Origin of the sequence: uncultured Eubacterium sp. (assembly GCF_934525195.1) — a bacterium.
Lineage (GTDB): Bacteria > Bacillota > Clostridia > Oscillospirales > Acutalibacteraceae > Eubacterium_R.
Genome location: NZ_CAKSZA010000002.1, coordinates 309,636 through 334,173 on the forward strand (window position 1 = coordinate 309,636; position 24,538 = coordinate 334,173).

General features: G+C 38.5%; 22 protein-coding genes. 4 read left to right on the forward strand and 18 right to left on the reverse strand.

Features of this window, described 5'->3' with window-relative positions:
• Nucleotides 1-4: 4 nt before the first annotated feature.
• From pyk to Q0E03_RS03565, 6 genes are all read right to left on the reverse strand, one after another.
• Nucleotides 5-1,420, reverse strand: a complete 1,416-nt coding sequence (gene pyk, locus Q0E03_RS03540) for a pyruvate kinase (protein WP_297129597.1) — start codon at nucleotides 1,418-1,420, stop codon at nucleotides 5-7.
• Nucleotides 1,421-1,512: 92 nt separating this feature from the next.
• Nucleotides 1,513-2,235, reverse strand: a complete 723-nt coding sequence (locus Q0E03_RS03545) for a tRNA threonylcarbamoyladenosine dehydratase (RefSeq protein ID WP_297129599.1) — start codon at nucleotides 2,233-2,235, stop codon at nucleotides 1,513-1,515.
• A 16-nt stretch (nucleotides 2,236-2,251) separates the two neighbouring features.
• Complete coding sequence (locus Q0E03_RS03550; RefSeq protein WP_297129601.1) at nucleotides 2,252-3,463, reverse strand: nucleotidyltransferase family protein; 1,212 nt, start codon at nucleotides 3,461-3,463, stop codon at nucleotides 2,252-2,254.
• A gap of 2 nt (nucleotides 3,464-3,465) precedes the next feature.
• Nucleotides 3,466-4,821 carry an MFS transporter gene (locus tag Q0E03_RS03555; protein WP_297129603.1) on the reverse strand — a complete coding sequence of 452 codons (1,356 nt, stop codon included), beginning with the start codon at nucleotides 4,819-4,821 and terminating at the stop codon, nucleotides 3,466-3,468.
• A gap of 36 nt (nucleotides 4,822-4,857) precedes the next feature.
• The gene (locus tag Q0E03_RS03560) at nucleotides 4,858-5,556 is read right to left on the reverse strand and encodes a YjjG family noncanonical pyrimidine nucleotidase (RefSeq protein WP_297129605.1); all 699 of its coding nucleotides are present in this window, start codon (nucleotides 5,554-5,556) and stop codon (nucleotides 4,858-4,860) included.
• The gene (locus tag Q0E03_RS03565) at nucleotides 5,553-6,308 is read right to left on the reverse strand and encodes an exodeoxyribonuclease III (protein ID WP_297129607.1); all 756 of its coding nucleotides are present in this window, start codon (nucleotides 6,306-6,308) and stop codon (nucleotides 5,553-5,555) included. The genes Q0E03_RS03560 and Q0E03_RS03565 overlap by 4 nt, the downstream gene beginning before the upstream one ends.
• Before the next feature lie 113 nt (nucleotides 6,309-6,421).
• Between Q0E03_RS03565 and Q0E03_RS03570 the strand changes: the two genes are divergently transcribed.
• The 4 genes from Q0E03_RS03570 to scfB all read left to right on the forward strand — a co-directional run bounded on the left by Q0E03_RS03570 (nucleotide 6,422) and on the right by scfB (nucleotide 9,935).
• Nucleotides 6,422-6,976: a hypothetical protein gene (locus Q0E03_RS03570; protein ID WP_297129609.1), complete on the forward strand. Its 555-nt coding sequence runs from the start codon at nucleotides 6,422-6,424 to the stop codon at nucleotides 6,974-6,976.
• A complete protein-coding gene (locus tag Q0E03_RS03575; RefSeq protein ID WP_297129610.1) occupies nucleotides 6,960-8,276 on the forward strand; it encodes an aminotransferase class I/II-fold pyridoxal phosphate-dependent enzyme in 1,317 nt (438 codons plus the stop codon). The genes Q0E03_RS03570 and Q0E03_RS03575 overlap by 17 nt, the downstream gene beginning before the upstream one ends.
• 40 nt (nucleotides 8,277-8,316) lie before the next feature.
• A complete protein-coding gene (scfA, locus tag Q0E03_RS03580; protein WP_078768064.1) occupies nucleotides 8,317-8,463 on the forward strand; it encodes a six-cysteine ranthipeptide SCIFF in 147 nt (48 codons plus the stop codon).
• A gap of 77 nt (nucleotides 8,464-8,540) precedes the next feature.
• Nucleotides 8,541-9,935 carry a thioether cross-link-forming SCIFF peptide maturase gene (gene scfB, locus Q0E03_RS03585; protein WP_297129612.1) on the forward strand — a complete coding sequence of 465 codons (1,395 nt, stop codon included), beginning with the start codon at nucleotides 8,541-8,543 and terminating at the stop codon, nucleotides 9,933-9,935.
• A 53-nt stretch (nucleotides 9,936-9,988) separates the two neighbouring features.
• On the opposite strand, the gene lepA is transcribed toward scfB, so the two are convergent.
• The 12 genes from lepA to Q0E03_RS03645 form a co-directional block, all read right to left on the reverse strand.
• Nucleotides 9,989-11,809, reverse strand: coding sequence for a translation elongation factor 4 (gene lepA, locus Q0E03_RS03590; protein ID WP_297129613.1), 1,821 nt, complete (start codon nucleotides 11,807-11,809; stop codon nucleotides 9,989-9,991).
• A gap of 23 nt (nucleotides 11,810-11,832) precedes the next feature.
• Nucleotides 11,833-12,927 (reverse strand): nucleotidyltransferase family protein, encoded by a 1,095-nt coding sequence (locus tag Q0E03_RS03595; RefSeq protein WP_297129615.1) that lies wholly within the window; start codon nucleotides 12,925-12,927, stop codon nucleotides 11,833-11,835.
• A gap of 2 nt (nucleotides 12,928-12,929) precedes the next feature.
• Nucleotides 12,930-13,196: a PqqD family protein gene (locus Q0E03_RS03600; RefSeq protein ID WP_294835715.1), complete on the reverse strand. Its 267-nt coding sequence runs from the start codon at nucleotides 13,194-13,196 to the stop codon at nucleotides 12,930-12,932.
• Nucleotides 13,197-13,218: 22 nt separating this feature from the next.
• A complete protein-coding gene (locus Q0E03_RS03605) occupies nucleotides 13,219-14,607 on the reverse strand; it encodes an NAD(P)/FAD-dependent oxidoreductase (protein ID WP_297129618.1) in 1,389 nt (462 codons plus the stop codon).
• 193 nt (nucleotides 14,608-14,800) lie between these two features.
• Entirely contained in the window at nucleotides 14,801-16,375 is a 1,575-nt protein-coding gene (locus tag Q0E03_RS03610) for a DUF6273 domain-containing protein (RefSeq protein WP_297129619.1), read from the reverse strand.
• 11 nt (nucleotides 16,376-16,386) lie between these two features.
• Nucleotides 16,387-16,734 (reverse strand): hypothetical protein, encoded by a 348-nt coding sequence (locus Q0E03_RS03615; RefSeq protein WP_297129621.1) that lies wholly within the window; start codon nucleotides 16,732-16,734, stop codon nucleotides 16,387-16,389.
• Between the two features lie 309 nt (nucleotides 16,735-17,043).
• Nucleotides 17,044-17,922: a zinc ribbon domain-containing protein gene (locus Q0E03_RS03620; protein ID WP_297129623.1), complete on the reverse strand. Its 879-nt coding sequence runs from the start codon at nucleotides 17,920-17,922 to the stop codon at nucleotides 17,044-17,046.
• 212 nt (nucleotides 17,923-18,134) lie between these two features.
• The gene (locus tag Q0E03_RS03625) at nucleotides 18,135-19,886 is read right to left on the reverse strand and encodes a Na/Pi cotransporter family protein (protein ID WP_297129625.1); all 1,752 of its coding nucleotides are present in this window, start codon (nucleotides 19,884-19,886) and stop codon (nucleotides 18,135-18,137) included.
• A gap of 145 nt (nucleotides 19,887-20,031) precedes the next feature.
• Nucleotides 20,032-21,687, reverse strand: a complete 1,656-nt coding sequence (locus tag Q0E03_RS03630; RefSeq protein WP_297129627.1) for an ATP-binding protein — start codon at nucleotides 21,685-21,687, stop codon at nucleotides 20,032-20,034.
• Complete coding sequence (locus Q0E03_RS03635; RefSeq protein ID WP_297129629.1) at nucleotides 21,684-22,358, reverse strand: winged helix-turn-helix domain-containing protein; 675 nt, start codon at nucleotides 22,356-22,358, stop codon at nucleotides 21,684-21,686. Before Q0E03_RS03635 ends, Q0E03_RS03630 begins: the two co-directional genes overlap by 4 nt.
• A 178-nt stretch (nucleotides 22,359-22,536) precedes the next feature.
• Complete coding sequence (locus Q0E03_RS03640; protein WP_297129630.1) at nucleotides 22,537-23,667, reverse strand: acyltransferase family protein; 1,131 nt, start codon at nucleotides 23,665-23,667, stop codon at nucleotides 22,537-22,539.
• Nucleotides 23,668-23,676: 9 nt separating this feature from the next.
• Nucleotides 23,677-24,201, reverse strand: coding sequence for a nitroreductase (locus tag Q0E03_RS03645; RefSeq protein WP_297129633.1), 525 nt, complete (start codon nucleotides 24,199-24,201; stop codon nucleotides 23,677-23,679).
• Nucleotides 24,202-24,538 lie beyond the last annotated feature (337 nt).

Genomic DNA, 24,538 nt, shown 5'->3' on the forward strand with positions numbered 1-24,538 from the left:
CTTATTAGACCTCGTGAACCTTGAGCATATTTGTTGTACCCGAAATGCCGAGCGGAATACCTGCTGTAATTACCGCAAGGTCGCCCTGCTTAAGAACACCTGCATTCTTTGAAACCTCAACAGCGTGGTTGAAAAGTTCATCGGTATTGTTTTTCAGTTCGCACATAACAGGCATAACACCCCACGAAAGAACAAGCTGACGATACACTCTCGGATCGGTTGTTGCACCGACAATTTGTGTATACGGTCTGAAGCGTGAAATCATACGGGCGGTTGTGCCGCTCTTTGTAACGGTAACAATCGCAACAGCGTTAAGGTCGTGTGCGGTTGTAACGGTTGCGTGAGAAATTGCGGTTGTGACATCCTCGTTTGACGGACGCTGATTAAAGCGGTGTTTATAATCAATATCCGCCTCGGTTGTAAGAGCAATTTTGTTCATAATCTCAACTGCTTCAACAGGATGCTTGCCTACTGCCGACTCGCCCGAAAGCATAATTGCAGATGTTCCGTCATAAATAGCATTGGCAACATCGGTGATTTCTGCTCTTGTAGGTCGTGGATTTTCTATCATAGACTCAAGCATTTGAGTGGCTGTGACAACAATCTTGCCTGCTTCATATACTTTTTCGATGATTTTCTTTTGGATAGACGGAATCTGCTCAAAAGGAACTTCTACGCCGAGGTCGCCACGAGCAACCATTATACCGTCTGCCACATCAATGATTTCATCAATATTCTCAAGACCCTGACGGTTCTCTATTTTTGCAATAATCTTTGGTGTTTTCCAACCGATTGCTTCAAGATAGTTACGCATAATTGTGACATCCGTTGCACTTCTGCAAAACGAAGCCGCAATGAAATCGAAGTCCATTTTCTTGCCGAAACTCAAATCGTCCATATCCTTTTGTGAGAGATAAGGCATATTAAGCTTTACATCGGGAACATTGACTCCCTTATGGTCGGTGATAATTCCACCGTCAACAACCGTGCAATAGATTTCTTTGCCGACAACCTTGTTTACGGTCATTGACATAAGACCGTCATTGATAAGAATGGTTGTGCCGGGATGAACATCGTTTGGAAGTCCGTCATAATTGATATAACTTTTTTCGTTTGTGCCGACACATTCCTCGGTTGTAAGCATAAATTTGTCGCCTGTCTTTATTTCTACGCCCTCAGGATTTTCAAATTTTCCGAGTCTGATTTCAGGACCTTTTGTATCAAGCAAAGTTGCAATAGGAAGTCCGACTTCCTTACGAGCTTCTGCAACTTCTTTAAATCTTCTTTCGTGCTCGTCATACTCGCCGTGGCTGAAATTAAAGCGGGCAACATTCATTCCGCTTTGCATCATTTTGCGAAGCACCTTTTTGTCATCGGTTGCAGGACCGATTGTGCAAATTATCTTTGTTTTACGTATCATAGCTTTTTACACCTCTTAGCCGCATTTTTTATCAATATAATTACAAGTTTATTTTATCATAAAGTGAGCAAATTACAAGATGTTAAATGTATCTATTTTATTAAATCTTTTATTACCTCGCCACCGATTATAAGTCCGACAACCGACGGAACGAACGAAACCGAACCAGGAAGCGAACGACGTGATGAATTCCCAAATTCTTCAAGGACATCTGCATTTTCAAAAGGCTTGATTACAGGCTCTTTTGAATAAACGACTTTTAGATGATTGACGCCTCTTTTGCGAAGTTCCGTTCTCATCACTTTTGCAAGCGGACAAACGGATGTTTTGCTTATATCGGCAACTTCAAATGCCGTCGGGTCAAGTTTGTTGCCTGCACCCATCGATGAAATAATCGGTGTTCCGCTTTTTCTCGCCTGCATAACAAGTTCTATTTTTCCTTTAACGGTGTCTATTGCATCAACAACATAATCGTATTGTGAAAAGTCAAACTTATCCGCCGTTTCGGGAAGATAAAAGCATTTATATTTGTTTACGACACAATCGGGATTGATTGATTTTATACGCTTTTCGGCAACATCAACCTTTGCCATTCCGACAGTATCGTGAGTTGCGATGATTTGGCGATTGATATTTGTAAGCGCCACGTCATCATCATCAATAATGTCGATTGTACCGACTCCGCTTCTTACAAGCGCCTCAACGGTATATCCTCCGACACCGCCTACGCCGAAAACGGCAACTCTTGATTTTTTCAGTTTTTCCACTCCGTCAGCGCCGAGCAAAAGTTCTGTTCTTGAAAATTGATTTAGCATATTTATTTCCTAATACTCAATATTTTTTATAATCAAGTCCGATTTCCTCAAAAACCTTTTTGCCAAGGTCAATTTCTTCCTGAGAAATATCGTTGATAACTTCAACTTCATTCTTGATTTTTTCTATCTTCTTTTTTGGAGCGAAGAGAAGGAGCACAACTCTTGCAAGCCAAAGGAAAGGAAGCAAGAAAGGCAATTTCTTTTTTATGCCGAAACGACCATAAAGTTCGGAAGCAGACGGAAAAATTCTGTCCCTAAGATATTTTTTCTTATCTGCGTGACCGTAATTCGCTTCATTTTTCATCATATTAAGGACATCGTTGTTACGGCGGAAACCATATTCGTTATTGCAAAGGATATAATCTTGAACAGTTTGGGTTGTGCCGTCATCCTCTTTGTTGCCAAACCAAACATCCGCTATTTTCACAAGGCAGACATTGAACTCATTAAGTCCTGCGGCGAGAAGTCTGGAATTCATTTTGAACTGTTCATCTTTTGAAAGTTGATGCCACAGCACATAAATGTCAACAATATTTTTTACGCCGATGCCCTTTGAAAACATATTCTTTACAAAATGACCGATATTAAAATAGTACAAATCAAACAACGACATTTTGTAAAGTCCGTCTGTTTCTGTTGGTAAAAGAGAGTTCCAATCAACGACAAAATCATCATAATGAGGATGTTTTTTGTGCATAAACTCAAAATGCACTTCTATATAAATATCCTTATTATCATTTCTTTTGTATGCATCAACCTGACCGTCATCAAGGACATCCGGCACATAACCGTTATCAAGCATAATCTGCTTGACAACATCACGCTGAACCTTTGAGCCGTCCGTTTTAACCATAAAATCGATATCGCCCATTGTACGCATATCGGGTTGCGGATAATAACAGCGAATTTGACTGCCCTTGAGAGGCATAACATCAAAGCCACGGGAAGTAAAAATATGAGTAAGCCTCTCTGCTTCCAACTCTTGATAGGCGGTTTGACGAAGAAGCAGACCGTAATCGGAAAACCACTGTGTCATCAATTCGGGTGACGGCTTGTGATTTAGTTTTTCTATGCTGTACCACAAGAGGTTAGACAGCGAATGTCTGCGTGCGATTTGAAAAACATTTTCAAATATAACCTCAGGCGGTTTTTCTTTTGGTTGTAAATCGTTCAAAGTGCATTTTGCAAGATGCAAAAAATAGCCGTAATCTGTATTTATTTCAAGCATAATTAATCCTTAACTTCGTTTTGTAATTCTTTCATAAGTTCCTCGTGGTGCTTTGCTCCCTCAACACGCACAATACGTGACGGAATAAAGCAAAACAAGAGAACAACCGCACAGCCGAGGAAAAGTTCCATAGGATAAACGATATCCTCACTTGCAACCCCTCTGTTTGCCATATTGATGATGACTTGTGCAACAACAGGGCCTATAATCATAGGCACTAAAACATACATAACAATTCGGCAACCTTGGAAAAGACCCTCTTTTCCGTCAGGAATATAATCTCTGTATGAAGCGGTGAAAAGTCCTGCCATAACAAGGTTCACACCGATAGTAAGTGTTCCGCCGACAATAAGAATTATAATCTCGGCAGTTTCGTTTTTATCAACGAAGAACTTACTGCTCCAAATAATTATACAGCCTATAACACCTGCAATGATTGTCGGATAGTAAAAATTCTGCTTGCCCTTTTTGTCCATAGCAACGCCGATAAGGACCGAACCGACAGCGGCAAGAACCATAATAATGCCAACAGGAATGATGTAATTTTTTATTTTTAGCGTACCCTCAACAATGTTGAAAAGATAGTTGATATACACTTGATAACCGATAGAAGCAATCATATATCCCGAAAGACAAACATAAAGCATTTTGTTTTGCTTGATTGTTGACGGCTTCAGGGAGTATGTAAAATCGTTGAAGAAAGAATTTGATTTGTTCGGTTTGATACCCTCCTTATCTTTCATAAGGAACAAACCGATTACACCGCCGACGGTTGGCATAATACCCATAATGATAAAGAATTTTTGCCAAGATTCAACCGTTGCGGAAGAATTTGTCATACTGTCAAATCCTCCGAAAACTATCGCCATAGCAAAAAGAGGAATAACTGCAAGGATTGTATCAACTCTTGCACGGTTTGCGGTATTTGTTACATCCGTTATCCAAGTGTTATATGAGGCATCGTTGCTGATTGAACCGATAACCGACATAATGCAGTCCATTGCGACAACAAGAATAACCATAGGCAAAACCTTATCCGGTGACGGTTGCATCGGCACAAGCGAAAATGCGGCAATTGTGAAGCCCCAAACAACATAGCCCCAACAGATGAACACCTTTCTCTTGCCTGTTCTGTCAGACAGAGCACCGCCGATAAGCGTTGCCAATGTTGCAAATATAGCCGAAAAGGCAACAAGCAAAGTTGTGGCATAAGGTGCTTTTGTTATTTCGTTTTGCATAAAGCGTGAAAAATACATATTTTCAACAACCCACGCAATTTGACCTATTAAACCAAAAAGCAAAATCGAAGTCCAAGTTCTTGCTGACAAAGCGCCGACTTTTTTAGATTTATCTGACATAAAAAACACCCCTTTTGTTTATCACAAAATCATCGGTTAACTGTTTTCTTGTTTCAACACATCAAAGATGCTGTCGATATTACCAATTTTATAATCAACTCTGTATTCTTTGCTCAACGGCAAATTGTGAGGATTGAACCAACAGGTTTTGAACCCCATATTGTTGCCACCCTTGATGTCGGAAGTGAGCGAATCGCCGACAATCAGGATTTCATCATTGCAAACTTTCGGAATATTCTCCAGAACAAAATTGAAGAACTCCTTTGACGGTTTTGCATAGCCGACATCATCGGAAATAAATGCGCCGTTAAATATATTGTTGATTCCCGACACGGCAAGTTTTTTTGTTTGAACATTTTTCGCACCGTTGGTGACAGCATATTGATAATAGGAATTTGAAAGTGTTTTTATTGTTTTCTCTGCATTGCCGATAAATTCGACGCAATCTGGCAAAGACGATTCATAGAATTCGCAAAACTCATTTGCATCAACATCACAAAAACCTTTTACTTTCAAAAATTCCTCAAACCTGCCAACAAGCACCCGGTCTTTGGTGAGTTCGCCTGTTTCAAGCCTGTTCCAATAGCTTTGATTGATTGCGGAATATTCGGCAACCGTGCTGTCGGAACATTCACCCAAACCAAAGTGAGCAAACGCCTTTTTGAGTGCCATATTTTCACTTTTTAAGAAATCAAGAAGTGTGGCGTCAATATCCCACAAAATTATCTTTATCATAAATCAATATCAAGTTCAACAGGGCAATGGTCGCTGCCCATAACTTCGGTGTGAATTTTTGCATCCTGCAATCTGTCGTCAAGAGAATTTGAGGTGATGAAATAGTCAATTCTCCATCCCGCATTCTTTTCTCTAGCCTTAAATCTGTATGACCACCAAGAATAAATGCCCTCTCGGTCAGGATAAAAATACCTGAATGTATCTGTAAAACCGCTGTCAAGAAGTGCAGTCATCTTGCTTCTTTCCTCATCGGTAAAGCCTGCGTTTTTGTGGTTCGTCTTTGGATTTTTAAGGTCAATTTCTTTATGAGCAACATTTAGGTCGCCACAGAACACAACAGGTTTTTTCTCGTTAAGTTTGAGCATATACTCCCTGAAATCGTCCTCCCATACCATACGGTAATCAAGGCGGAGAAGTTCCTGCTTTGAATTCGGAACATATACCGTTGCAAAATAGAAGTCGTCAAATTCAAGAGTGATGAGTCTGCCTTCTTTGTCGTGTTCGTCAATTCCAAGACCGTAGGTTACGCTGATAGGTTCTTTCTTTGTAAAAATCGCTGTGCCAGAATAGCCTTTTTTCTCGGCATAGTTCCAATATGCGTGATAGCCCTCCGGAGCGAAATCAATCTGACCCTCCTGAAGTTTGGTTTCCTGCACACAAAAAATATCCGCATCAATATCGTTGAAAAAATCTTTAAAGCCTTTTGTGACACAGGCACGAAGTCCGTTGACATTCCAAGAAATAAATTTCATCTTTTTACCTCACATTGATATACTACAATCTAATTATACAATAGACTAAATGCTATTGCAAATATAATCTTTAATAATTATAATTTATATGGTATAATATTACAGGTGATAAAATGAAAAGAACAATCAGCTGTGTGCTGTCGGCAATTGCAACAGCGTACACAATTTGGTATATGCACTTCGGAACGCCATACAAAAACTCGGGTGCGCTGTCAAAAATCGGGTTGGAACACCACGGTTTATTCGCAATTTGGGGCATTTTGACATTTGTTGCACTTGCTTTGGCAATCACATTGGCATACCAAAAATACCTAAAAACAAAAGCATATATTCCGCTGCTTGCAATATCGGGAATCGGAATGATTTTGACGCTTACCAACGATTTTGATTTTGAGAACAAGGTGCAGTATTTTCTACATTGCGGCGGTTCGCTGACATTCTCGGCAGTAACGGGAATAACGATATTCCTTTTGTTTTTGCTAAACTACAAAAAAGGCAGAATATTCAAAATTTTTACATACACAACGGCAATAATCTTAATAGCAGATTTGATATGCCTATTGATATTCAAAGAAACAGGACTTATAGAAGCATTGCCGATATTTGCAGGATATTTACTGCTTGGCATTTTGAATTTAAGGAGAGAAAAGGTTGAACTTACACGATAAACTAAAAGACATTGACACATATCCGTTTCATATGCCGGGGCACAAACGAAACGGCAAATTCGGCATTTTGGGAAGTGAGATAGACATAACCGAAATTGACGGCTTTGACAATCTACATTCCCCAAGCGGAGTAATAAAAAACACCGAGGACAAACTCAAAAGCATATACAAAAGCAAGCGTTCGTTCATAAGTGTTAACGGTTCAAGCAGTGGTATACTTGCATCGATTTTTGCTGTGTGCAACGAGGGTGACACCGTGATTGTTGCACGGAACTGCCACAAAAGCGTATACAATGCTTGTATGCTGTTGAAACTGAAAATCATATTTGTTGAGCCACAATACGACCTTACAAACGGTTACTACACAAAGCTTGAACAGGACGCTGTAAGTTCTGCGATAAACCGTCATTCCGAGGCAAAAGCGGTCATTATAACTTCGCCTACATACGAGGGATTTATATCGAAAATTGACTGCAACATTCCGTTGATTGTTGATTCGGCACACGGTGCACATCTCGGAACGCCGTATTTTCCCGAATATCCGAGCGGTGACATTATTATTTCTTCACTTCACAAAACTTTGCCGTCACTCACTCAAACAGCGGTTGTGAATATTTTTAACAAGAAATTCGCCGACAAAGTCAAGCGATATATGGACATTTTTCAAACGACATCGCCAAGCTATTTGCTAATGAACAGCATTGACATCTGCTGTGATTATGTGATAAATCACCGAAACGAGTTTGGCAAATTCTACGAAAAGCTTTGCGATTTGAGGCTTGTTGAAACAGACAATTTGAAAATTCAATACAATGACGACATTTCAAAAATAGTTTTATCCTGTGCAAGCACAAATATCACAGGAAGCGAACTTGCAGAGATTTTCAGAAACAAATACAAAATTGAGCCTGAGGCGGTATCGCAAAATTACATTTTGCTTATGGCAACCATCGGCGACACAGATGAGGGATTGGCTCTGCTCAAAAAAGCTGTTTTTGAAACCGATGCCAAACTTGAATACTCACCTGCTAAGCCGATAAGAAAGCCACCTGTTGAAAAGGACAAAATCGTTTTATCAATCGATGAAAATGCAGAGCTTTGCGACATTGACAAATCCGTTGGCAGAGTGTCGAACGAATTTGTTTATGCCTATCCGCCCGACATTCCGATAATTGCTCCAAACGAAATTATCACGGCTAAATCGATGGATTACATCAAAAACGCAATGGCTAACGGAGTGAATATTATATCCGACAGCGGCGAACTTCCCAATAAAATATTGACAAAAGCGAGTTTATAATCTATAATAAGCCTGTAATAAATTTTTATGAGGTGTTCTTATGAAGAGAATTAATACTTTAAGCTCAAGAAATCTTTGCGAATCAGCTAAGAAGGGCGGCTGCGGTGAATGCCAGACATCTTGCCAATCAGCATCAAAAACTTCTTGCTCAGTAGCAAACCAACAGTGCGAGCAACTTAAGAAGTAATTACAACGGACTTACGGTAGCTGATTTGAGGCTACCGTTTTTCTATGTTATAAGTACAATTTTGATAGGAAAAGATTATGATACACGCATACAAAATGAACGGATACAATATCATTCTTGACCAAAACAGCGGCTGTGTTCACAGCGTTGACGAGGTTGCATATGATATTATCACTCGATACAAAGAAAATACAAAAGACGAAATCAAGGCATACATTCTTAACAAATATTCCGACAGAGCCGATGTAACTGCCGAAGATATCGAAGAATGTTTTGAGGATATTGAGAGCCTTATTGCAGACGGCAGACTTTTTGCGGAGGACACTTTTGAAGCAACCGCAAAGGAATTCAAAAAGCGTCAAGGTGTAATCAAAGCCATTTGCCTTCATGTTGCACACGGATGCAACCTCAACTGCGAATACTGTTTTGCGGGCAAAGGCGAATACGGTGGTGCTGACAAAGGCTTGATGAGCCTTGAAGTCGGCAAAAGAGCACTCGACTTTTTGATTGAACAAAGTGGCACAAGAAAGAATCTTGAAGTTGACTTTTTCGGCGGAGAACCGCTTCTCAACTGGGATGTGTGCAAAGAGCTTGTCAAATACGGCAGAGAGCAGGAAAAGAAATTTGACAAGAATTTCCGCTTTACTCTTACAACAAACGGTGTGCTTGTTGACGATGAAGTTATCGACTTTTGCAACAAGGAAATGAGCAATGTTGTGCTTTCGCTTGACGGCAGAAAGAATGTTCACGACAACCTCCGCAAAACTCCAAACGGCAAAGGCAGTTATGATTTAATCATCGACAAGTTCAAGAAATTTGCCGACAGCAGAAAGCAAAAGAACTATTATATGAGAGGCACATACACTCACTTCAACACCGACTTTTCAAACGATTTGCTGCATATGGCAGACCTCGGATTTAAGGAATTATCGGTTGAGCCTGTTGTGTGCGACCCTAAAGAGCCGTGGGCACTCAGGGAAAGCGACTTGCCTATTCTCAAAGGACAATACCAAATTCTTGCAAACGAAATGCTCAAACGATACAGAAGCGGAAACGGCTTTACATTTTATCATTACATGATTGACCTCAACCACGGACCTTGCATCGTCAAGAGAGTAAGCGGTTGCGGAGTGGGCACGGAATATATGGCGGTTACTCCGAGCGGTGACCTCTTCCCTTGCCACCAATTTGTCGGTGACGACAAGTTCAAGCTCGGCAACATTTATGACGGAGTTACAAATCCGGATGTACTTGAGCAATTCCAAGAATGTAATGTCTATTCTCACAAAGAGTGTAAGGACTGTTTTGCAAAGCTGTACTGCTCGGGCGGATGTGCCGCAAACGCATACCACACCACAGGCAGTGTAAACGGCGTTTACGAATTCGGCTGTGAACTCCACAGAAAAAGAATTGAATGCGCAATTATGCTCAAAGTGGCAGAAGCCGAAGAAAACTTAAAAGTTGAATACTAAAGAACAATCCCTAAAGCAACAACGCTTTAGGGATTAATTATTTATATCATATTTTAATCGTCATCATCGGAGGACAGGCGAAGCACTGCCATAAAGGCTTCCTGCGGAACTTCAACAGAGCCGAACTGGCGCATACGCTTTTTACCCTCTTTTTGCTTTTCAAGAAGCTTCTTTTTACGGGTTACATCACCGCCGTAGCACTTTGCAAGTACATCCTTGCGGAGCGCCTTAACAGTTTCTCTTGCGATAACCTTACCACCGATTGCAACCTGAATAGGAACTTCAAACAAATGACGAGGAATGTATTTTTTGAGTTGTTCAGCAATTCTTCTTGCACGGGAATATGCTTTTTCTCGGTGAATGATGAACGAAAGTGCATCAATAATATCACCGTTGAGCATTACATCAACCTTAACAAGATCGGACTTTCTGTAATCCTTCATCTCATAGTCGAACGAAGCATAACCTCTTGTTCTTGATTTGAGTGCATCGAAGAAATCGTAAATAATTTCATTAAGCGGAAGTTCATAATGAATATCGACTCTGTCGGGAGTGATATAGTTCATATTCTTGAATATTCCACGCTTATCCTGACACATATCCATAACAGTGCCCACAAAATCGCTCGGAACATAAATATGCGCATCGGCAAACGGTTCTTCGCAATAATCAATATATGCAGGATCGGGATAATTTGTCGGGTTATCAATCTCAACCATTGTGCCGTCTGTAAGAAAAATCTTGTAAACAACTGACGGAACGGTTGCGATAAGATCAAGATTATATTCTCGGTCAAGGCGTTCCTGAATGATTTCGAGATGCAAAAGTCCCAAGAAACCGCATCTAAAGCCGAAGCCGAGAGCACCCGAAGTTTCAGGTTCATATGAAAGAGAAGCGTCATTGAGTTGCAATTTTTCAAGTGCGTCACGAAGTGCCTCATAATCGGCACCGTCGGCAGGATAAAGACCGCAATACACCATTGGGTTCACATGACGATAGCCCGGCAAAGCCTCCTCGGCTGGATTATCGGCAGTTGTGACTGTGTCACCGACATGAGCATCACCGACAGTTTTGATTGAAGCTGTGATGTATCCAACCTCGCCTGCTGTGAGTTCATCTGCCTTTTCCATAGAGGTTGCACGCATATAGCCAACCTCAACAACGGTAAATTCTGCACCGGTTGACATAATACGCATTGTGTCGCCTGCTTTGATTTTGCCCTCTTTGATTCTTACATAAACGATTACGCCACGATAACTATCATAAACAGAGTCGAAAATAAGCGCCTTAAGAGGCTTATTATCGTCCCCCTGCGGTGGAGCAATCTCTTTTACGATATATTCAAGGACTTCCTCAACATTTTCACCTGTTTTGGCAGAAATACGGGGAGCATCCATACAAGGAATACCCACAATTTCTTCAACCTCTTGTGCCACTCTTTCAGGGTCGGCAGCAGGCAGGTCAATCTTGTTGATTACAGGCAAAATATCCAAATCGTGGTCAAGAGCCAAATAGGTGTTTGCAAGGGTCTGTGCTTCTACGCCCTGCGAAGCGTCAACGATGAGAATAGCGCCCTCGCAAGCAGCAAGAGAACGTGAAACCTCATAGTTGAAATCGACATGTCCGGGTGTGTCAATAAGGTTAAAGATGTATTCCTGACCGTCTTTGGCTGTATAATTCAGTTTTACTGCGTGAGCCTTGATTGTGATGCCGCGTTCACGCTCAAGGTCCATATCGTCCAAAATCTGTTCCTGCATATCACGCTTTTGCACGGAGCTTGTAAGTTCAAGCAATCTGTCTGCAAGAGTTGACTTACCATGGTCGATATGGGCTATAATTGAAAAGTTTCTAATGTTATTTTTATTAACCGACAAAAAGTTGTCCTCCGTTAATTTTTTTATTTTTTAATTACTTTTTTTAATAATTTTTTAGCACTATCACCTTTATATTTATATCTGATAAAGAAATGCTTTATATAAGTCGGAAAAAGCAAATACGGTTTTTCTTTTAAATAATCATAGGTATTGAACATAATTTTTTTTGAAGGAAAAATTTTAGCAAATAAAAACTTAAGCTTACCTCCATTTGCTTCAATAGCCTCATCTAATGATGAAGTATTTCCGTAAACACCGCCTGAAAAAATTTCGTCCAAAAGTTTAAGTTCAACGTCATTATAATCTGCATCATTGAAAATTGCTTCTGCAAGACTCATTACACTTTTATAAAAATCATACAACTTAAATTTTTTAAGTTGAGGAATTATATAATCAAAATCAAGATTATCTTCACTGTAATGCAACAAATACATATCAGCGACAAATCTAATTCCACATCCGTTGTAATATACATAATGCTTATACATATGCGCAAGGGCATAAATGTAATTATCCTCAGGCGAAATATCATAACGCATTGTACCGTCATCATGTTTTACAGCACGTTTCCATAAATCAAGATTTATATCAAAATTCTTAATATCATAAAAAAGCACCTTGTGCATTTCAATAAGAGTAAACGGTGGTTTTGAAAAATCATCAGAAACATCTTGAGAACACATCAAATAAAAGCCGTTCTTTTTCATTATATCTATAAGTTCTGTTCTTTTGCTAACATCATACAGAATATCATTATCACTCATTTGACGCATAAGCGTTTGAGGATAATAATCGCGGATGACAAGTCCTTTCAAAAACATATATTTTATGCCGGCCTCATCAAAATCTTTGCACACTGCCTCTCGTTCTTTAGAAACTACAAGATTTTTTTGAATTTCAGAAAATTTAAAATTCTTCCATTTTTGGCTTTCTTCTTCTGTCAAAGAATTTGAGGATTCAAGACATGGTAAGACAGTTGTATAAACTTGCTGTTTAACTGCAAGTGCAAGCAATTTCTGTATATTTACATTATCAGGTAGAACAAATTTTTCGTTTTTCAATGAGCAAACAAGAAGCCTTAAAAGACAATCTATTTCATTATCACCAACTTTTATCATTCTTACTTCTCCAAAACTCCGAAACCGTCGAGAGTTGTAATAAATTCTTTTACATCATTTTCGATTTCTTCCTTTGGAGCGTCGTATCTTGCAGACATTGCTGAAACAATGCTGTCAACGGTTTGCTCTTTTTGAAGAAGAGTGAAGATGTAGTTTGCAGTTTCGTTATTGTTGATAATACCTGAAAGTTCGTTTGAAAGTTTGCCTGTTGCGATAGCAAAATCCTGACCGTCAATATTACCTAATACAATACCCTGTTTTAATTTCATTTTAATTACCCCTTTGATAAAATTATTTATTTTTTATTTCGTCAATGATTCTTTGTGCAACATAAACACCGCTTGCCGAAGCGTGAGAAAGTGAATGAGTTACACCTGAACCGTCGCCGATAACATAAAGTCCCTTATGAACGGTTTCGAGATTTTCGTCAAGCTCAACTTCCATATTGTAGAACTTAACTTCAACACCGTAAAGAAGTGTATCCGGATTTGCAGTACCCGGAGCAATCTTGTCGAGTGCATAAATCATCTCGATAATTCCGTCCAAAATTCTCTTTGGAAGAACAAGCGAAAGGTCACCAGGAGTGGCTGCCAAAGTAGGCTCAACCATACCCTCCTCAATACGCTTCGGATTACTTCTTCTGCCTGATACAAGGTCGCCGAAACGCTGAACGATTACACCGCCACCGAGCATATTTGAAAGGCGTGCAATGCTTTCGCCATAGCCGTTACTGTCCTTGAACGGCTCTGAAAAATGCTTTGAAACCAAAAGTGCAAAGTTTGTATTTTCGGTTTGCTTTTCAGGGTCTTCGTAGCTGTGACCGTTAACGGTGATAATGCCGTTTGTATTTTCATTTACGACACTGCCCTTTGGATTCATACAGAAAGTACGGACAGCATCCTCATAATTCTTTGTTCTGTAAACAATTTTGCTCTCGTAAAGCTCATCGGTAAGATGTGAGAAAACAACAGCAGGAAGTTCAACACGAACGCCGATGTCAACACGGTTTGAATGAGTGACAATGCCGAGGTGATCGCATACACCCTCCATCCATTTGCTGCCGCTTCTGCCAACTGAAATGATACAATCCTTGCAAGTGAACTCGCCTTTTTTACATTCAACCTTAAATCCGTCTGCAAGTTTTTCAACAGAATCAATGTGAGTGTTGAAATGCCATTCAACCTTGTCCTTGAGTTCATTATAGATATTTTCAAGAACAACATAGTTAATGTCTGTGCCCAAATGTCTAACGGAAGCATCAAGAAGGTTAAGCTGATTTTGGATACAAAGTTTTTTGAAATGCGAACCTGCGGTTGAATAAAGTTTGCAGTTTTGACCGCCGTGTTCAACATTGATTTGGTCAACATATTTCATAAGTTCGATGGCTTTTTTCTTGCCGATATACTCATAAAGTGTGCCGCCGAAATCATTTGTTATATTATACTTACCGTCGGAAAATGCACCCGCACCGCCAAAACCGCTCATAATAGCACAGGTCTTGCATTGAATACAAGACTTAACCTTGTCGCCGTCAATCGGGCATTTTCTCTTTGCAAGCTCGTTACCTGCTTCAAACACGGCAATCTTTAAATCACTATGCTTGTTGATAAGCTCATATGCGGAAAAGATACCGCCCGGACCTGCACCGATAATAATTACATCATAATCTTTATTAGTCATTTTTTTACCTCTCATTTAAAAACATAACACTTCCATTGAAATGAGGGGAAGTTGGCTCATTTTTGTTGTATCAGCAAAACTGAACACAGTATCACATAATACCCTTTATACATTTTACCATATTATAAATAAAAATCAATATCTAAAATTCGTAAATTTACAAAGTTTAGATATTGATTAGGTTTTATAAGATTTATTCTACAGTTATCCACATCGCAGGACGAACAGCATAATTTTTGCAATTAACTGCGTAACCTCTACAATTAACCGAGGTAATAATATCATCATTAATATAACCATCACTTTTAACTTCAGATATAGTATAAACGGACATTTTCGATGACCTCATCCACCACCAACAAGTAACAGCATCATTTTTTAAATATTCATTAGAGGTAGATACCCCTTTTGCTATTGCATAATCAGTCGGAACACATTTTCTTTCTTCGTCATTATTAAAATATTCATTTGCTTCTCTATCACTTAGTAAAAACACTTGCTCTTCTGTTTCTTTATATAATTCTGTATTATACGTAGAAATATGCTCTTTTTCAACATCGGTAAATGCAGAATTTAAAAAATCATCATTCAGCCATTTACGAAGCGTACAAGTTTCCCAAGTAACAGCACTAAATGTATCATTATACGGTTGACAATCAAGTGCTTTATCACTAATTATAAGAACTCTGTTATTTTCTTTTGACAAAACACGCCATTCTATATCTTCTTCACCATTTGAAATATTGTTATCCTGCTCATATGAACCGTAATTTATTATATCGCCAACATTTGCCTCTTTAATTTTTTGAATTTTACATTTTTCAAATGCTTCATTAACTTTGTTTTCGCTATCTTTATAATCACCTAAAGACTCAAATTTATCAATAGCTTCTTTATATTCACCATTAGTCATCATTTTTACAGCGAAATGATATTTAACGCTTGGGATATTTAATATAACACCAAACGAAATGCAAACGCACACAATTAAAACTATTGATATAATTATATTTTTTCGTTTTTTCTTCAGCTCATTCAAAACATTTTCAGCTTCGGAAAGTTTTGCTTCAACATCTTTATATCCTGATATTTTATTAAATTCACTTATAGCAGAATTAACCGATGAAATACTTTTTTGTGATAATAAGTCACACGCATTATTATAACGTGCTTCACATTTTAATTCTTCAAAATCAATGTTCAGCATTTCATCACAAGCATTATTGCAACAGCAACACTTTTCTTCGCTATCGTGATTTATCGTTCCGCAAGAACAAAGCCACAAATCTTTATATCTAAATGTTTGCTTCGGATTTTTAACAGAAAATTTCTTATAGAAATAATCAATTTCTGTTGTATCTAAATCAATAGAATTCTGTTGAGGAAGTTCTGACCATTCAGAGTTTTCAAGAACTATATTTGTATTATCATCAAATACAATCTTTGTAACAAAGACACTAAACGCTCTTGTAGTATTATCCGATAAAATTATAGCTTCTTTAGAGCCAAAGTTGTCATTCCTTTGTACGGTCAAATCCAAATACTGATGTTCAATTTCTTCACCGATAGGATTGCCGGAAACATCTAACGCAACAATTTTAACCGTCAACGCTTTAATTACCTTTACAGAAACACTCTTAAATTTCAGCTGAGCAATAATATTACCGTTAACATTATCCTTTTGCAACGCACCTGCTTCAATAATTACCGGACTGCCCTCGGTATAAAGCATAGGCGTTAAAGTAAAAACTTTTTCATATCTTGCCATTTTGTTTCTCCTTATATTTCAGGCAATTCGTCTGTTTCAATGTTTTTCTCAACACGAGTTTGAACAGATGTAACCTTGTTGGCATTGAGATTTTCTTGGAGTAAGAATATCACCTCACTGAACCCAATAAATAACATACCTGAAATAAATGAACTGATAAAAGTTACTATTGCAGCAGTAAAAGCACTACCTCCATAAATTGCATCAGCAGTGGAATAACCAATAAATTCTCGAACAACTTCACGAAATTCCTGAGTTGCATTATCAACAGCTATCCAAACTCCAATGCTTGCAATAAAGCCAAATATAATTGTTAATACTCCAATAGCTTTTAAAATTTTACCTTTTGTGTTGTTCATAAAATTCTCCTCTCAAAAATAAAAAATGCGTACAGCCGAAGCCATACGCACAAAAAACACATAACTCCAACTGTCGCCAAACAAAGTTAATCATAGTTTTGAAAAAACACGAAAAACAAGAGCATGTATTTTTATCAAAAGATAAAAAATCCGTACTTTTTCAAAAAAATTATATATTAACTTTGTTTGGCAATTTCATTGTAGCATATAAAAAGTTTAATTGCAATACGGAATGTTAAATATTTGTATATAAAAAGAGGCGAACAAAGTTCGCCCCTACGAAAAGAATTAAAATAACAATAATAACAATTAAATTTTTGCCATAACTTCGTTATAAAGAGGTGTGCCGACTCTTATTTCGCCCTCGTACACTTTTCCGTTATTGAATATAACGCTTGCAAGTCTGTTTTGGACGAAAACCTCTCTTGTAACGCCTGTGCTTCTTCTCGTTCCCGACATACCGCCGACAATGGCACCTGCTTCGCCAAAAAGAAAGTCACCTATAATCATTCCTCCGACATTAGGAATTTGCTCAATTATCGAATCGGTTTGCATTTCGATATTACTGCCGATTTGATTGACTGCAATGACATAAGGTGCTTTGTTTGCCAAGCTGACGCCGAAATTAACATTAGGTTCTATTGTAAACAGTTCTCTTAAAAATCTGTCATATACATTGTCTGAAGTTTTAGGAGGCAAAAGTTGCCTTGAACCCCACATTGATTGTATAACGATTCTTACCTTACACCCGTTTCCGTCTTCTATCGGTGTGATATATGTTTCAAAAATAATCTTACCGAGGCTCGATTCAACCAATTGTGCTTTAATATATCCACGCTCAGGGTTTACGCTTTTTACATCTCCGCACCTCTTAAAAGCACTGTAAATCACATCTATTGACTGTCTTATATCAAAAGGTGTCACAAACAAAAAAGTGTCGTTACTTCTGCGGTCTTGAAATCTAAAACTTCTATATATTTTAGGATTACCCTTGCCCTTTGTCGATAAGTCATTAACAAAAGTAGGAGTTATCCAATCTTCCTGTTCTGCATTTTGAATTTCATCTACAGTCGATGTGTCAATATAATTTTCGCCATTTTCAACAGGCGCAACATTTACAGGCGAACCACACTCAAAACAGAATTTTGCACCGTCAGGAAGTTTTGTTCCGCAATTAATACAATACATTTTCAACTCTCCTCATTTGGTATATTTATATAAATTCATCTTGGTTTATTGTTTATGCTAATAATACTCCCGATTTGATATTTATGTCAACAGCTCTTAAATGTGCAGTACCAAAAAACGGACAATAAAACATTAAATTCTATTATTCCCTCAGTCTGCATACAAGATGCAGACAGCTCCCCTTACGAGTAAGAGGAGCCTTAATAGATTTATTATATATTTGAGAAGCTGTATTTTTTGCTGTAATCCTTGAACAATTTGCCATAGTCACCTGACAAGTCCTCGGCGATACGCTGTGTTTCGTGGATTGAGAGATTGTGCATTGAAGCGTCAATCAAACAGCCTGCAATATTTGAGCAATGGTCAGACACACGCTCCAAATCCGTGAGCAAATCAGACCACACAAAGCCTGCCTCAATTGTGCACAAACCTTGTTGCATACGGCGAATATGATGAGTACGCATTTTTTCCTTGATTATATCAATGACCTGTTCAAGAGGCTGAACCCTCTTTGCAATCTCGGTATCGGTGTTTTTTAACGCCTTAAATGTTATATCAAGAATTTCCTTTGTTGCACCTGTGAGAATGTCAAGTTCCTTAACAGCATCTTCTGTGAGAGTGTAGCCTTTTTGACGAAGTTCCTCGGTTGAATTGAGAACATTAACCGCATGGTCGGAAATTCGTTCAAGGTCGCCTATCATTTTGAGGAGTGCCGCCGCCTGCTCACTTTCCTCATCGCCCATTTTTTGGGAGCTCAAATTTACAAGATAAGTTCCGATTTCGTCTTCGTATCTGTCGCACTTTGCCTCGTCTTTTCTTATGCGTTCAGCGTCCGCCTCGGTATAATTTGTTATGCAAGTTATACTTTTTTCAATTGCACGCTCGGAGCAATTTGCCATTTTTATTGCAACACTGTAACACTGCTGGAGTGCAAGAGTCGGAGTTGCAAGAAGTCGAGAATCAAGAATTTCAACCTCTTCAGGTTCTTCATCGTCCTTGATGAATTTGAGTGCAAGTTTTTCGAGAAGTTTTGCATTTGGCATAAGAAGTGCAACACACAAAACATTGAATATTGTGTGAACCACGGCAATGCTGAATGCAGATGCAGGAGTGTCGAGAACCGCAGGTTCAAAGCCATACTTCCAAACCGAGAACAGCACGAGCATAAATATTGAACCGATGACATTGAACATAAGGTGAACAAAGGCGGTACGTTTTGCGTTCTTATTTGCACCGACCGATGAAATAAGAGCAGTTACGCAAGTGCCGATATTTTGTCCCATAATGATTGGAATTGCCGCACCGAGGGAAACCTGACCTGTAACGGCAAGAGCCTGCAAAATGCCAACCGATGCAGAACTTGATTGAATTATACCTGTGAGAACAGCACCGACCAAAACGCCCAAAAACGGATTCTTAAACATAACGAACATTTGCTGAAATTCAGGAACTTCAGAAAGACCGCTTACAGCACCCGACATTGCCTCCATACCGAACATAAGAGTTGCAAAACCGAGGAGAACAATACCGCTGTCCTTCTTTTCGCTTTTCTTGGAGAACATATAAAGAATTATGCCCACAAGTGCAAGAACAGGAGTGAATGATGACGGCTTCAAGAGGCTCACCCACACATTTTCACTGCTGATACCCGACAACGACAAAATCCAGCTTGTGACTGTTGTTCCTACATTTGCACCCATAATTACATTGATAGCCTGACGGAGATTCATAAGTCCCGAATTTACAAAGCCTACCACCATAACGGTAGTTGCCGAAGAACTCTGAATAACCGCAGTTACGGCACAACCCGTGAGAAATCCCGCAAACTTGTTGGTTGTCATTTTTGCAAGAATACCACGCAATTTGTTGCCTGCCCTTCTTTCAAGAGCTTCACCCATTGTGTTCATACCAAAGAGGAAAAGGCAAAGCCCACCCACCATTTTCAATGCGTCAAATATACTCATAATTGCTCCTTGATTTTTAAAATTATTATTTTACGGTTTGAGAATATCAAATTTACATCAAATCTATTATCAAGGTTATGTAAAATCAATGTAAAATGTAAAAGAGGCGAACACAGTTCGCCCCTACGATATATCATTTTAAGATTTATTTTGGAAAAGTGAGAATTATTGTTGTTCCTTTGCCTACCAAGCTTCGAAGTTCGATTTCGGCATTGTGAAGTTTGGCGGCGTGCTTGACTATTGACAAGCCGAGACCTGTTCCGCCAACCTCTTTTGAACGGCTTTTATCAACACGATAAAACCTTTCGAATATTCTTGACTGCTGGTCAAGAGGAATACCGATTCCCGTATCGCTTACAGAAAGTTTTACACAATCGACGCAATTCTTGACCTCAACTTCAACTCTGCCGCCCGGACGATTGTATTTGATAGCATTATCGCAAAGGTTATACACGATACTTGTAAGAAGCTGTGATTTGCCTGTGATGATTGACGGTTCACCCTTTACAGCAAGGTCAACACCTGCCTTTTCAGCAACAGGAGTAAGGTTTGTAACTGTCATTTTTGACACATCATAAAGGTCGACTTTTTCGGAAATAATGTCCGAATTTTCTTCGTCAAGATGAGAAAGTTTGATAATATCCTCAACAAGAGTGATAAGTCGCTTTGCTTCTTTGTAAATCTTCTGCGAAAACTGCGGAACATCTTTTTCGGCAACCATACCGTTTGAAAGAAGTTCGGCACTGCCTGCGATTGTTTGAAGCGGAGTGCGAAGCTCGTGAGATACATTTGCCGTGAACTCTCTGCGAACCTCCTCTGCCTTTTCCATTTCGGTAAAGTCAAAGATAATAAGTGCAACACCTGTTACCTTGTCGCCCGACATAATCGGAGTTGCGCTGAAATGATAGCTCACATCATCGATGTCAAGGATAATTTCGCTGTGTTTACCGTTTTCAGCCTTGCGGAGAAGTTCCTGAACCTCAACACCGCTGCTGAACAAGAGCAAATCTTTGCCGACACAATAACTGCTTATGCCGAGAAGTCGGGAAGCGGTTTTGTTTATGCTGATAATCACGCCGTCGGAATTAAGAAGAATAATTCCCTCGGACATATTTTCGGTCGCCGCTTCAAATTCGTTTCGTTTCTTTTCAAGTTCAAGCTGTTGATTTTTAATCTGTTTTTTCTGAACTTTAACCTTTTGAAGAAGCGGAGCAAGTTCTTCGTACACCTTTGCTTCATCAGGTTTGTCAAGGTCTATTTGATTTAGAGGTTCAACAATTTTCTTTGAAAGTCTGTATGCAAAATAGAGAGAAACAAGCACCGCAACCAAGAACACGATTATAATCGGTTGGAGCATTGCAAGCAGAAGCGCCCACCACGAAAGCTCGTTGACGGAAAGTCGAATTACGCTGCCGTCCTCCAAGCGAACGGCGGTATAATAAAGATGTTCCGTAAGGGTTTCAGAATATCTGTCTGCACTTCCCTTGCCTGTCAATATAGCTTGTTTTACTTCCAAACGCTCAAGGTGATTACCCATTTCATCGGTGTTTGCTTCGTTATCAAAAAGCACCTTGCCGTCCTTTGCAATCCAAGTCATACGATAGGTTTTGTCATCAATTTTTTTGAGGTATTTCATACCGTCAAGTTCAACCGCACTTGCAACATATTCTGCCTGCGTGTCGAGGCGTTGCCTTTGAATATCGGAATAATAATTGTAAAGCACGCCCAAAATTATGGCAAGCACCGCAAGAGTGATACAAACCGCAACAGAACAAATAGAGCGAAAAATCTTTTTTGTCATAATTTATCCTCCATTCTGTAACCGACACCACGAACGGTTTTTATGTAATCTCCGCATTTTCCGAGTTTGGTACGAAGCGTGCCGATATGCACATCGACCGTTCTTGTTTCGCCGACATATTCCGTGCCCCAAACGCTGCTCAAAAGTTGATCACGAGTAAATGCTCTGCCGATATTTTCCATAAACAGTTTGAGCAAGTCATATTCCTTTAGGGTCAAATTGATTTCCTCGTCGTTGGCATAAACAATATGTTTAGCTGTGTCGATTTTCAAATCGTTAAGTATCAAATCCTGCTTTTTATCTTCCTTTGAGGTACGACGCAAAACAGCCCTCACTCTCGACACCATCTCCATCATACCAAAAGGTTTTGTGAGATAATCGTCAGCACCCAAATCAAGGGCAACGACCTTGTCGTACTCGGTTTCCTTTGCCGTTTCCATAATAACCGGAATGTCTGCCGTTCTGTTGTCGGAACGGATTTTTTTGAGAATACTGATACCGTCCTCATTCGGAAGCATAATATCAAGCAAAATCAAATTCGGAGTGCCTTCCTTAACAGCAGACCAAAATTCGGTTGAATTTGCAAATCCTTTCGCTTCAAATCCCGAGGCGGTAAGAGTGTACACAATCAAATCTCTGATGCCGTTGTCATCTTCTATACAGTAAATCATAATTATTCCGCCTTTCTTTACCTTAATATTACAAAGTAAAAGTAAAATCAAAAACACAAGGTTTGTAAAATCTAAGTAAAATTGCAAATTTTTCTTTACAATCTGATTATACAATATGAAACCGCCATATACAACAAAAACTCCCCGATTTTACAAATCAAGGAGTTTTACATTAACGCTAAAAAAATAAGTTTTCTATAAGAACAAATACCTTATTAAAGATTGACTTAATTGGTTTTGAAATTTTATTAACAAACAACATATATACTTTTTCAACAGTATATTGTCTAATCAAATCAATAATAACACAAACAACATATACAAAAAAAACAACAAAAATTGAATATGGAATGAGCATAACTGTTCCCTGATAGTTACTATTTTTAAACAAATCAGTCCATAAAAATGTCCTTGTGTAATTACTATCATGCAATAAATACACACCAAATGTAGCTGATGAAATAATATTTACCTCTTTATTATAAAACGGTTTCATTTTTACAAAAGCCATAAATAAACATACTGCTGAAAAAAGCGTTGTCGTTTTCTGCATATCTGAAAAATACAGTTCATATCCTTTATCAATTACATTTTTTGTTCCTAAAAAAGTTATATAATTCGTTGCTAAATATGTTATAAACATAATTATAAAAGCAAGTATAAAATAATGCTTACTCAATATTTTTTTATTAAAACCATAAAGTCGTGCATATCCGGCAACGGCATATAATAAAACAAACCAAACAAAATCATTAACTTGATATGTTTTAGATGTAATAGTTAAAAGAACAGACCAAATAAAAACAAACAGAATTATAAATTTTTGATATGATTTTTTATCAAGAGCAATAAGTCCTATATTTAAAAACGGATGAATTAAAAACAACAAAAAGTATGTACTTGCAAACCACCAATTTTGAAATGTAATTGGAAAAAACGCTTTTATTACGGATTCAACATTAAGAGATTCCCCCTTAAAAATCACAAACAAAAAATAAATCAATACCGAATAAAAAACAACTTGACCTAAAAACTTAAGAGTTTTTTTAATATGTATGGAAGAATCTTTATCATTAATTAAAAAATATCCAGAAATTAAAACAAAAAGATTTACACCGAGTTTTCCCCATAAAACAATAAAATTATACCATAAGTGCGGAATAGTTATAAAATTTGTTTCCCATTGAAAATTGCCATGATAAGCAAAATGATGAAAAACAATCATCAACATTGATATAATACGCAATATTTCAAGAGCAGAATTCCTTTGGTCGTTTATAAATTTGTTTTTCAATAACAAGTTATTCATTTATATTCCTCAAATACTGTAAACTCTATTAGGCTTTCTGTCCGGTGTTTTTGGTGCTTCGCCGTCAGGATAACCGACTATGCAATGACCGACGCCGACATATTCCTCCGTGATGCCGAGTTTTTGAAGGAGTTGTTTGCCTTGCTCGGTTTCGAATTCTTCCTTGGCACGGTGAATCCAGCAACTGCCAAGACCCAAAGCGTGAGCCTCAAGCATCATATTTCCCATTACAAGACTGCCGTCATAAACACAGGTTGAACTGTCTTTTTTATCAAGTACAACAAGAACGGCAGGAGCATTATAGAACGGGTCAAAATCAGGCTTCCAACCTCCGATTTTGCAATTGAGAGCAGACAATTCATCACGAACTTTTTTGTCTGTCACTTTGATAATAATTGAATTTTGATTACCTCTGCCGTTTGCGGCATAAAGACCGGCTTCAACAATTTTGTCAAGAAGTTCGTCAGCCACAGGAGCGGACTTATATTTCTTAATACTTCTTCTTGATTTCATAACATCTAACATATCGGACATAATCATACCTCCAAAATTTATACATCTATTAATTTTTCAATAAGTGCCACTGCCTCTGTATGGCTCGGTTGTTCAACGAAAAACATACTCACCCCCTATTGCATAAGGGAATGGTAGAACGCACCTTTTCCCTTAAAATCTAGGGTTTCGAGCCTGTGATAACCTTGAATTGCCCTATAATTTGTATAGGCAAACAAGGTAAAGCTCTATTCCTTAAACTTCATTTTTCATGTCATCCCTACAAACAGAAAGTTGTCTAATTCTTCAGCTTGAAAGTGTCTTCCAAATAAAATTCAAGATACCCACATTCAGGACAAACTGCAACACGAACCTTTCC

What these genes read in the sequence shown, in the direction of transcription:
- pyk (WP_297129597.1), bottom strand. Translation starts at nt 1,420, where the DNA reads ATGATACGTAAAACAAAGATAATTTGCACAATCGGTCCTGCAACCGAT.
- Q0E03_RS03545 (WP_297129599.1), bottom strand. Translation starts at nt 2,235, where the DNA reads ATGCTAAATCAATTTTCAAGAACAGAACTTTTGCTCGGCGCTGACGGA.
- Q0E03_RS03550 (WP_297129601.1), bottom strand. Translation starts at nt 3,463, where the DNA reads ATGCTTGAAATAAATACAGATTACGGCTATTTTTTGCATCTTGCAAAA.
- Q0E03_RS03555 (WP_297129603.1), bottom strand. Translation starts at nt 4,821, where the DNA reads ATGTCAGATAAATCTAAAAAAGTCGGCGCTTTGTCAGCAAGAACTTGG.
- Q0E03_RS03560 (WP_297129605.1), bottom strand. Translation starts at nt 5,556, where the DNA reads ATGATAAAGATAATTTTGTGGGATATTGACGCCACACTTCTTGATTTC.
- Q0E03_RS03565 (WP_297129607.1), bottom strand. Translation starts at nt 6,308, where the DNA reads ATGAAATTTATTTCTTGGAATGTCAACGGACTTCGTGCCTGTGTCACA.
- Q0E03_RS03570 (WP_297129609.1), top strand. Translation starts at nt 6,422, where the DNA reads ATGAAAAGAACAATCAGCTGTGTGCTGTCGGCAATTGCAACAGCGTAC.
- scfA (WP_078768064.1), top strand. Translation starts at nt 8,317, where the DNA reads ATGAAGAGAATTAATACTTTAAGCTCAAGAAATCTTTGCGAATCAGCT.
- scfB (WP_297129612.1), top strand. Translation starts at nt 8,541, where the DNA reads ATGATACACGCATACAAAATGAACGGATACAATATCATTCTTGACCAA.
- Q0E03_RS03595 (WP_297129615.1), bottom strand. Translation starts at nt 12,927, where the DNA reads ATGATAAAAGTTGGTGATAATGAAATAGATTGTCTTTTAAGGCTTCTT.
- Q0E03_RS03600 (WP_294835715.1), bottom strand. Translation starts at nt 13,196, where the DNA reads ATGAAATTAAAACAGGGTATTGTATTAGGTAATATTGACGGTCAGGAT.
- Q0E03_RS03605 (WP_297129618.1), bottom strand. Translation starts at nt 14,607, where the DNA reads ATGACTAATAAAGATTATGATGTAATTATTATCGGTGCAGGTCCGGGC.
- Q0E03_RS03610 (WP_297129619.1), bottom strand. Translation starts at nt 16,375, where the DNA reads ATGGCAAGATATGAAAAAGTTTTTACTTTAACGCCTATGCTTTATACC.
- Q0E03_RS03615 (WP_297129621.1), bottom strand. Translation starts at nt 16,734, where the DNA reads ATGAACAACACAAAAGGTAAAATTTTAAAAGCTATTGGAGTATTAACA.
- Q0E03_RS03620 (WP_297129623.1), bottom strand. Translation starts at nt 17,922, where the DNA reads ATGTATTGTATTAATTGCGGAACAAAACTTCCTGACGGTGCAAAATTC.
- Q0E03_RS03625 (WP_297129625.1), bottom strand. Translation starts at nt 19,886, where the DNA reads ATGAGTATATTTGACGCATTGAAAATGGTGGGTGGGCTTTGCCTTTTC.
- Q0E03_RS03630 (WP_297129627.1), bottom strand. Translation starts at nt 21,687, where the DNA reads ATGACAAAAAAGATTTTTCGCTCTATTTGTTCTGTTGCGGTTTGTATC.
- Q0E03_RS03635 (WP_297129629.1), bottom strand. Translation starts at nt 22,358, where the DNA reads ATGATTTACTGTATAGAAGATGACAACGGCATCAGAGATTTGATTGTG.
- Q0E03_RS03640 (WP_297129630.1), bottom strand. Translation starts at nt 23,667, where the DNA reads ATGAATAACTTGTTATTGAAAAACAAATTTATAAACGACCAAAGGAAT.
- Q0E03_RS03645 (WP_297129633.1), bottom strand. Translation starts at nt 24,201, where the DNA reads ATGTCCGATATGTTAGATGTTATGAAATCAAGAAGAAGTATTAAGAAA.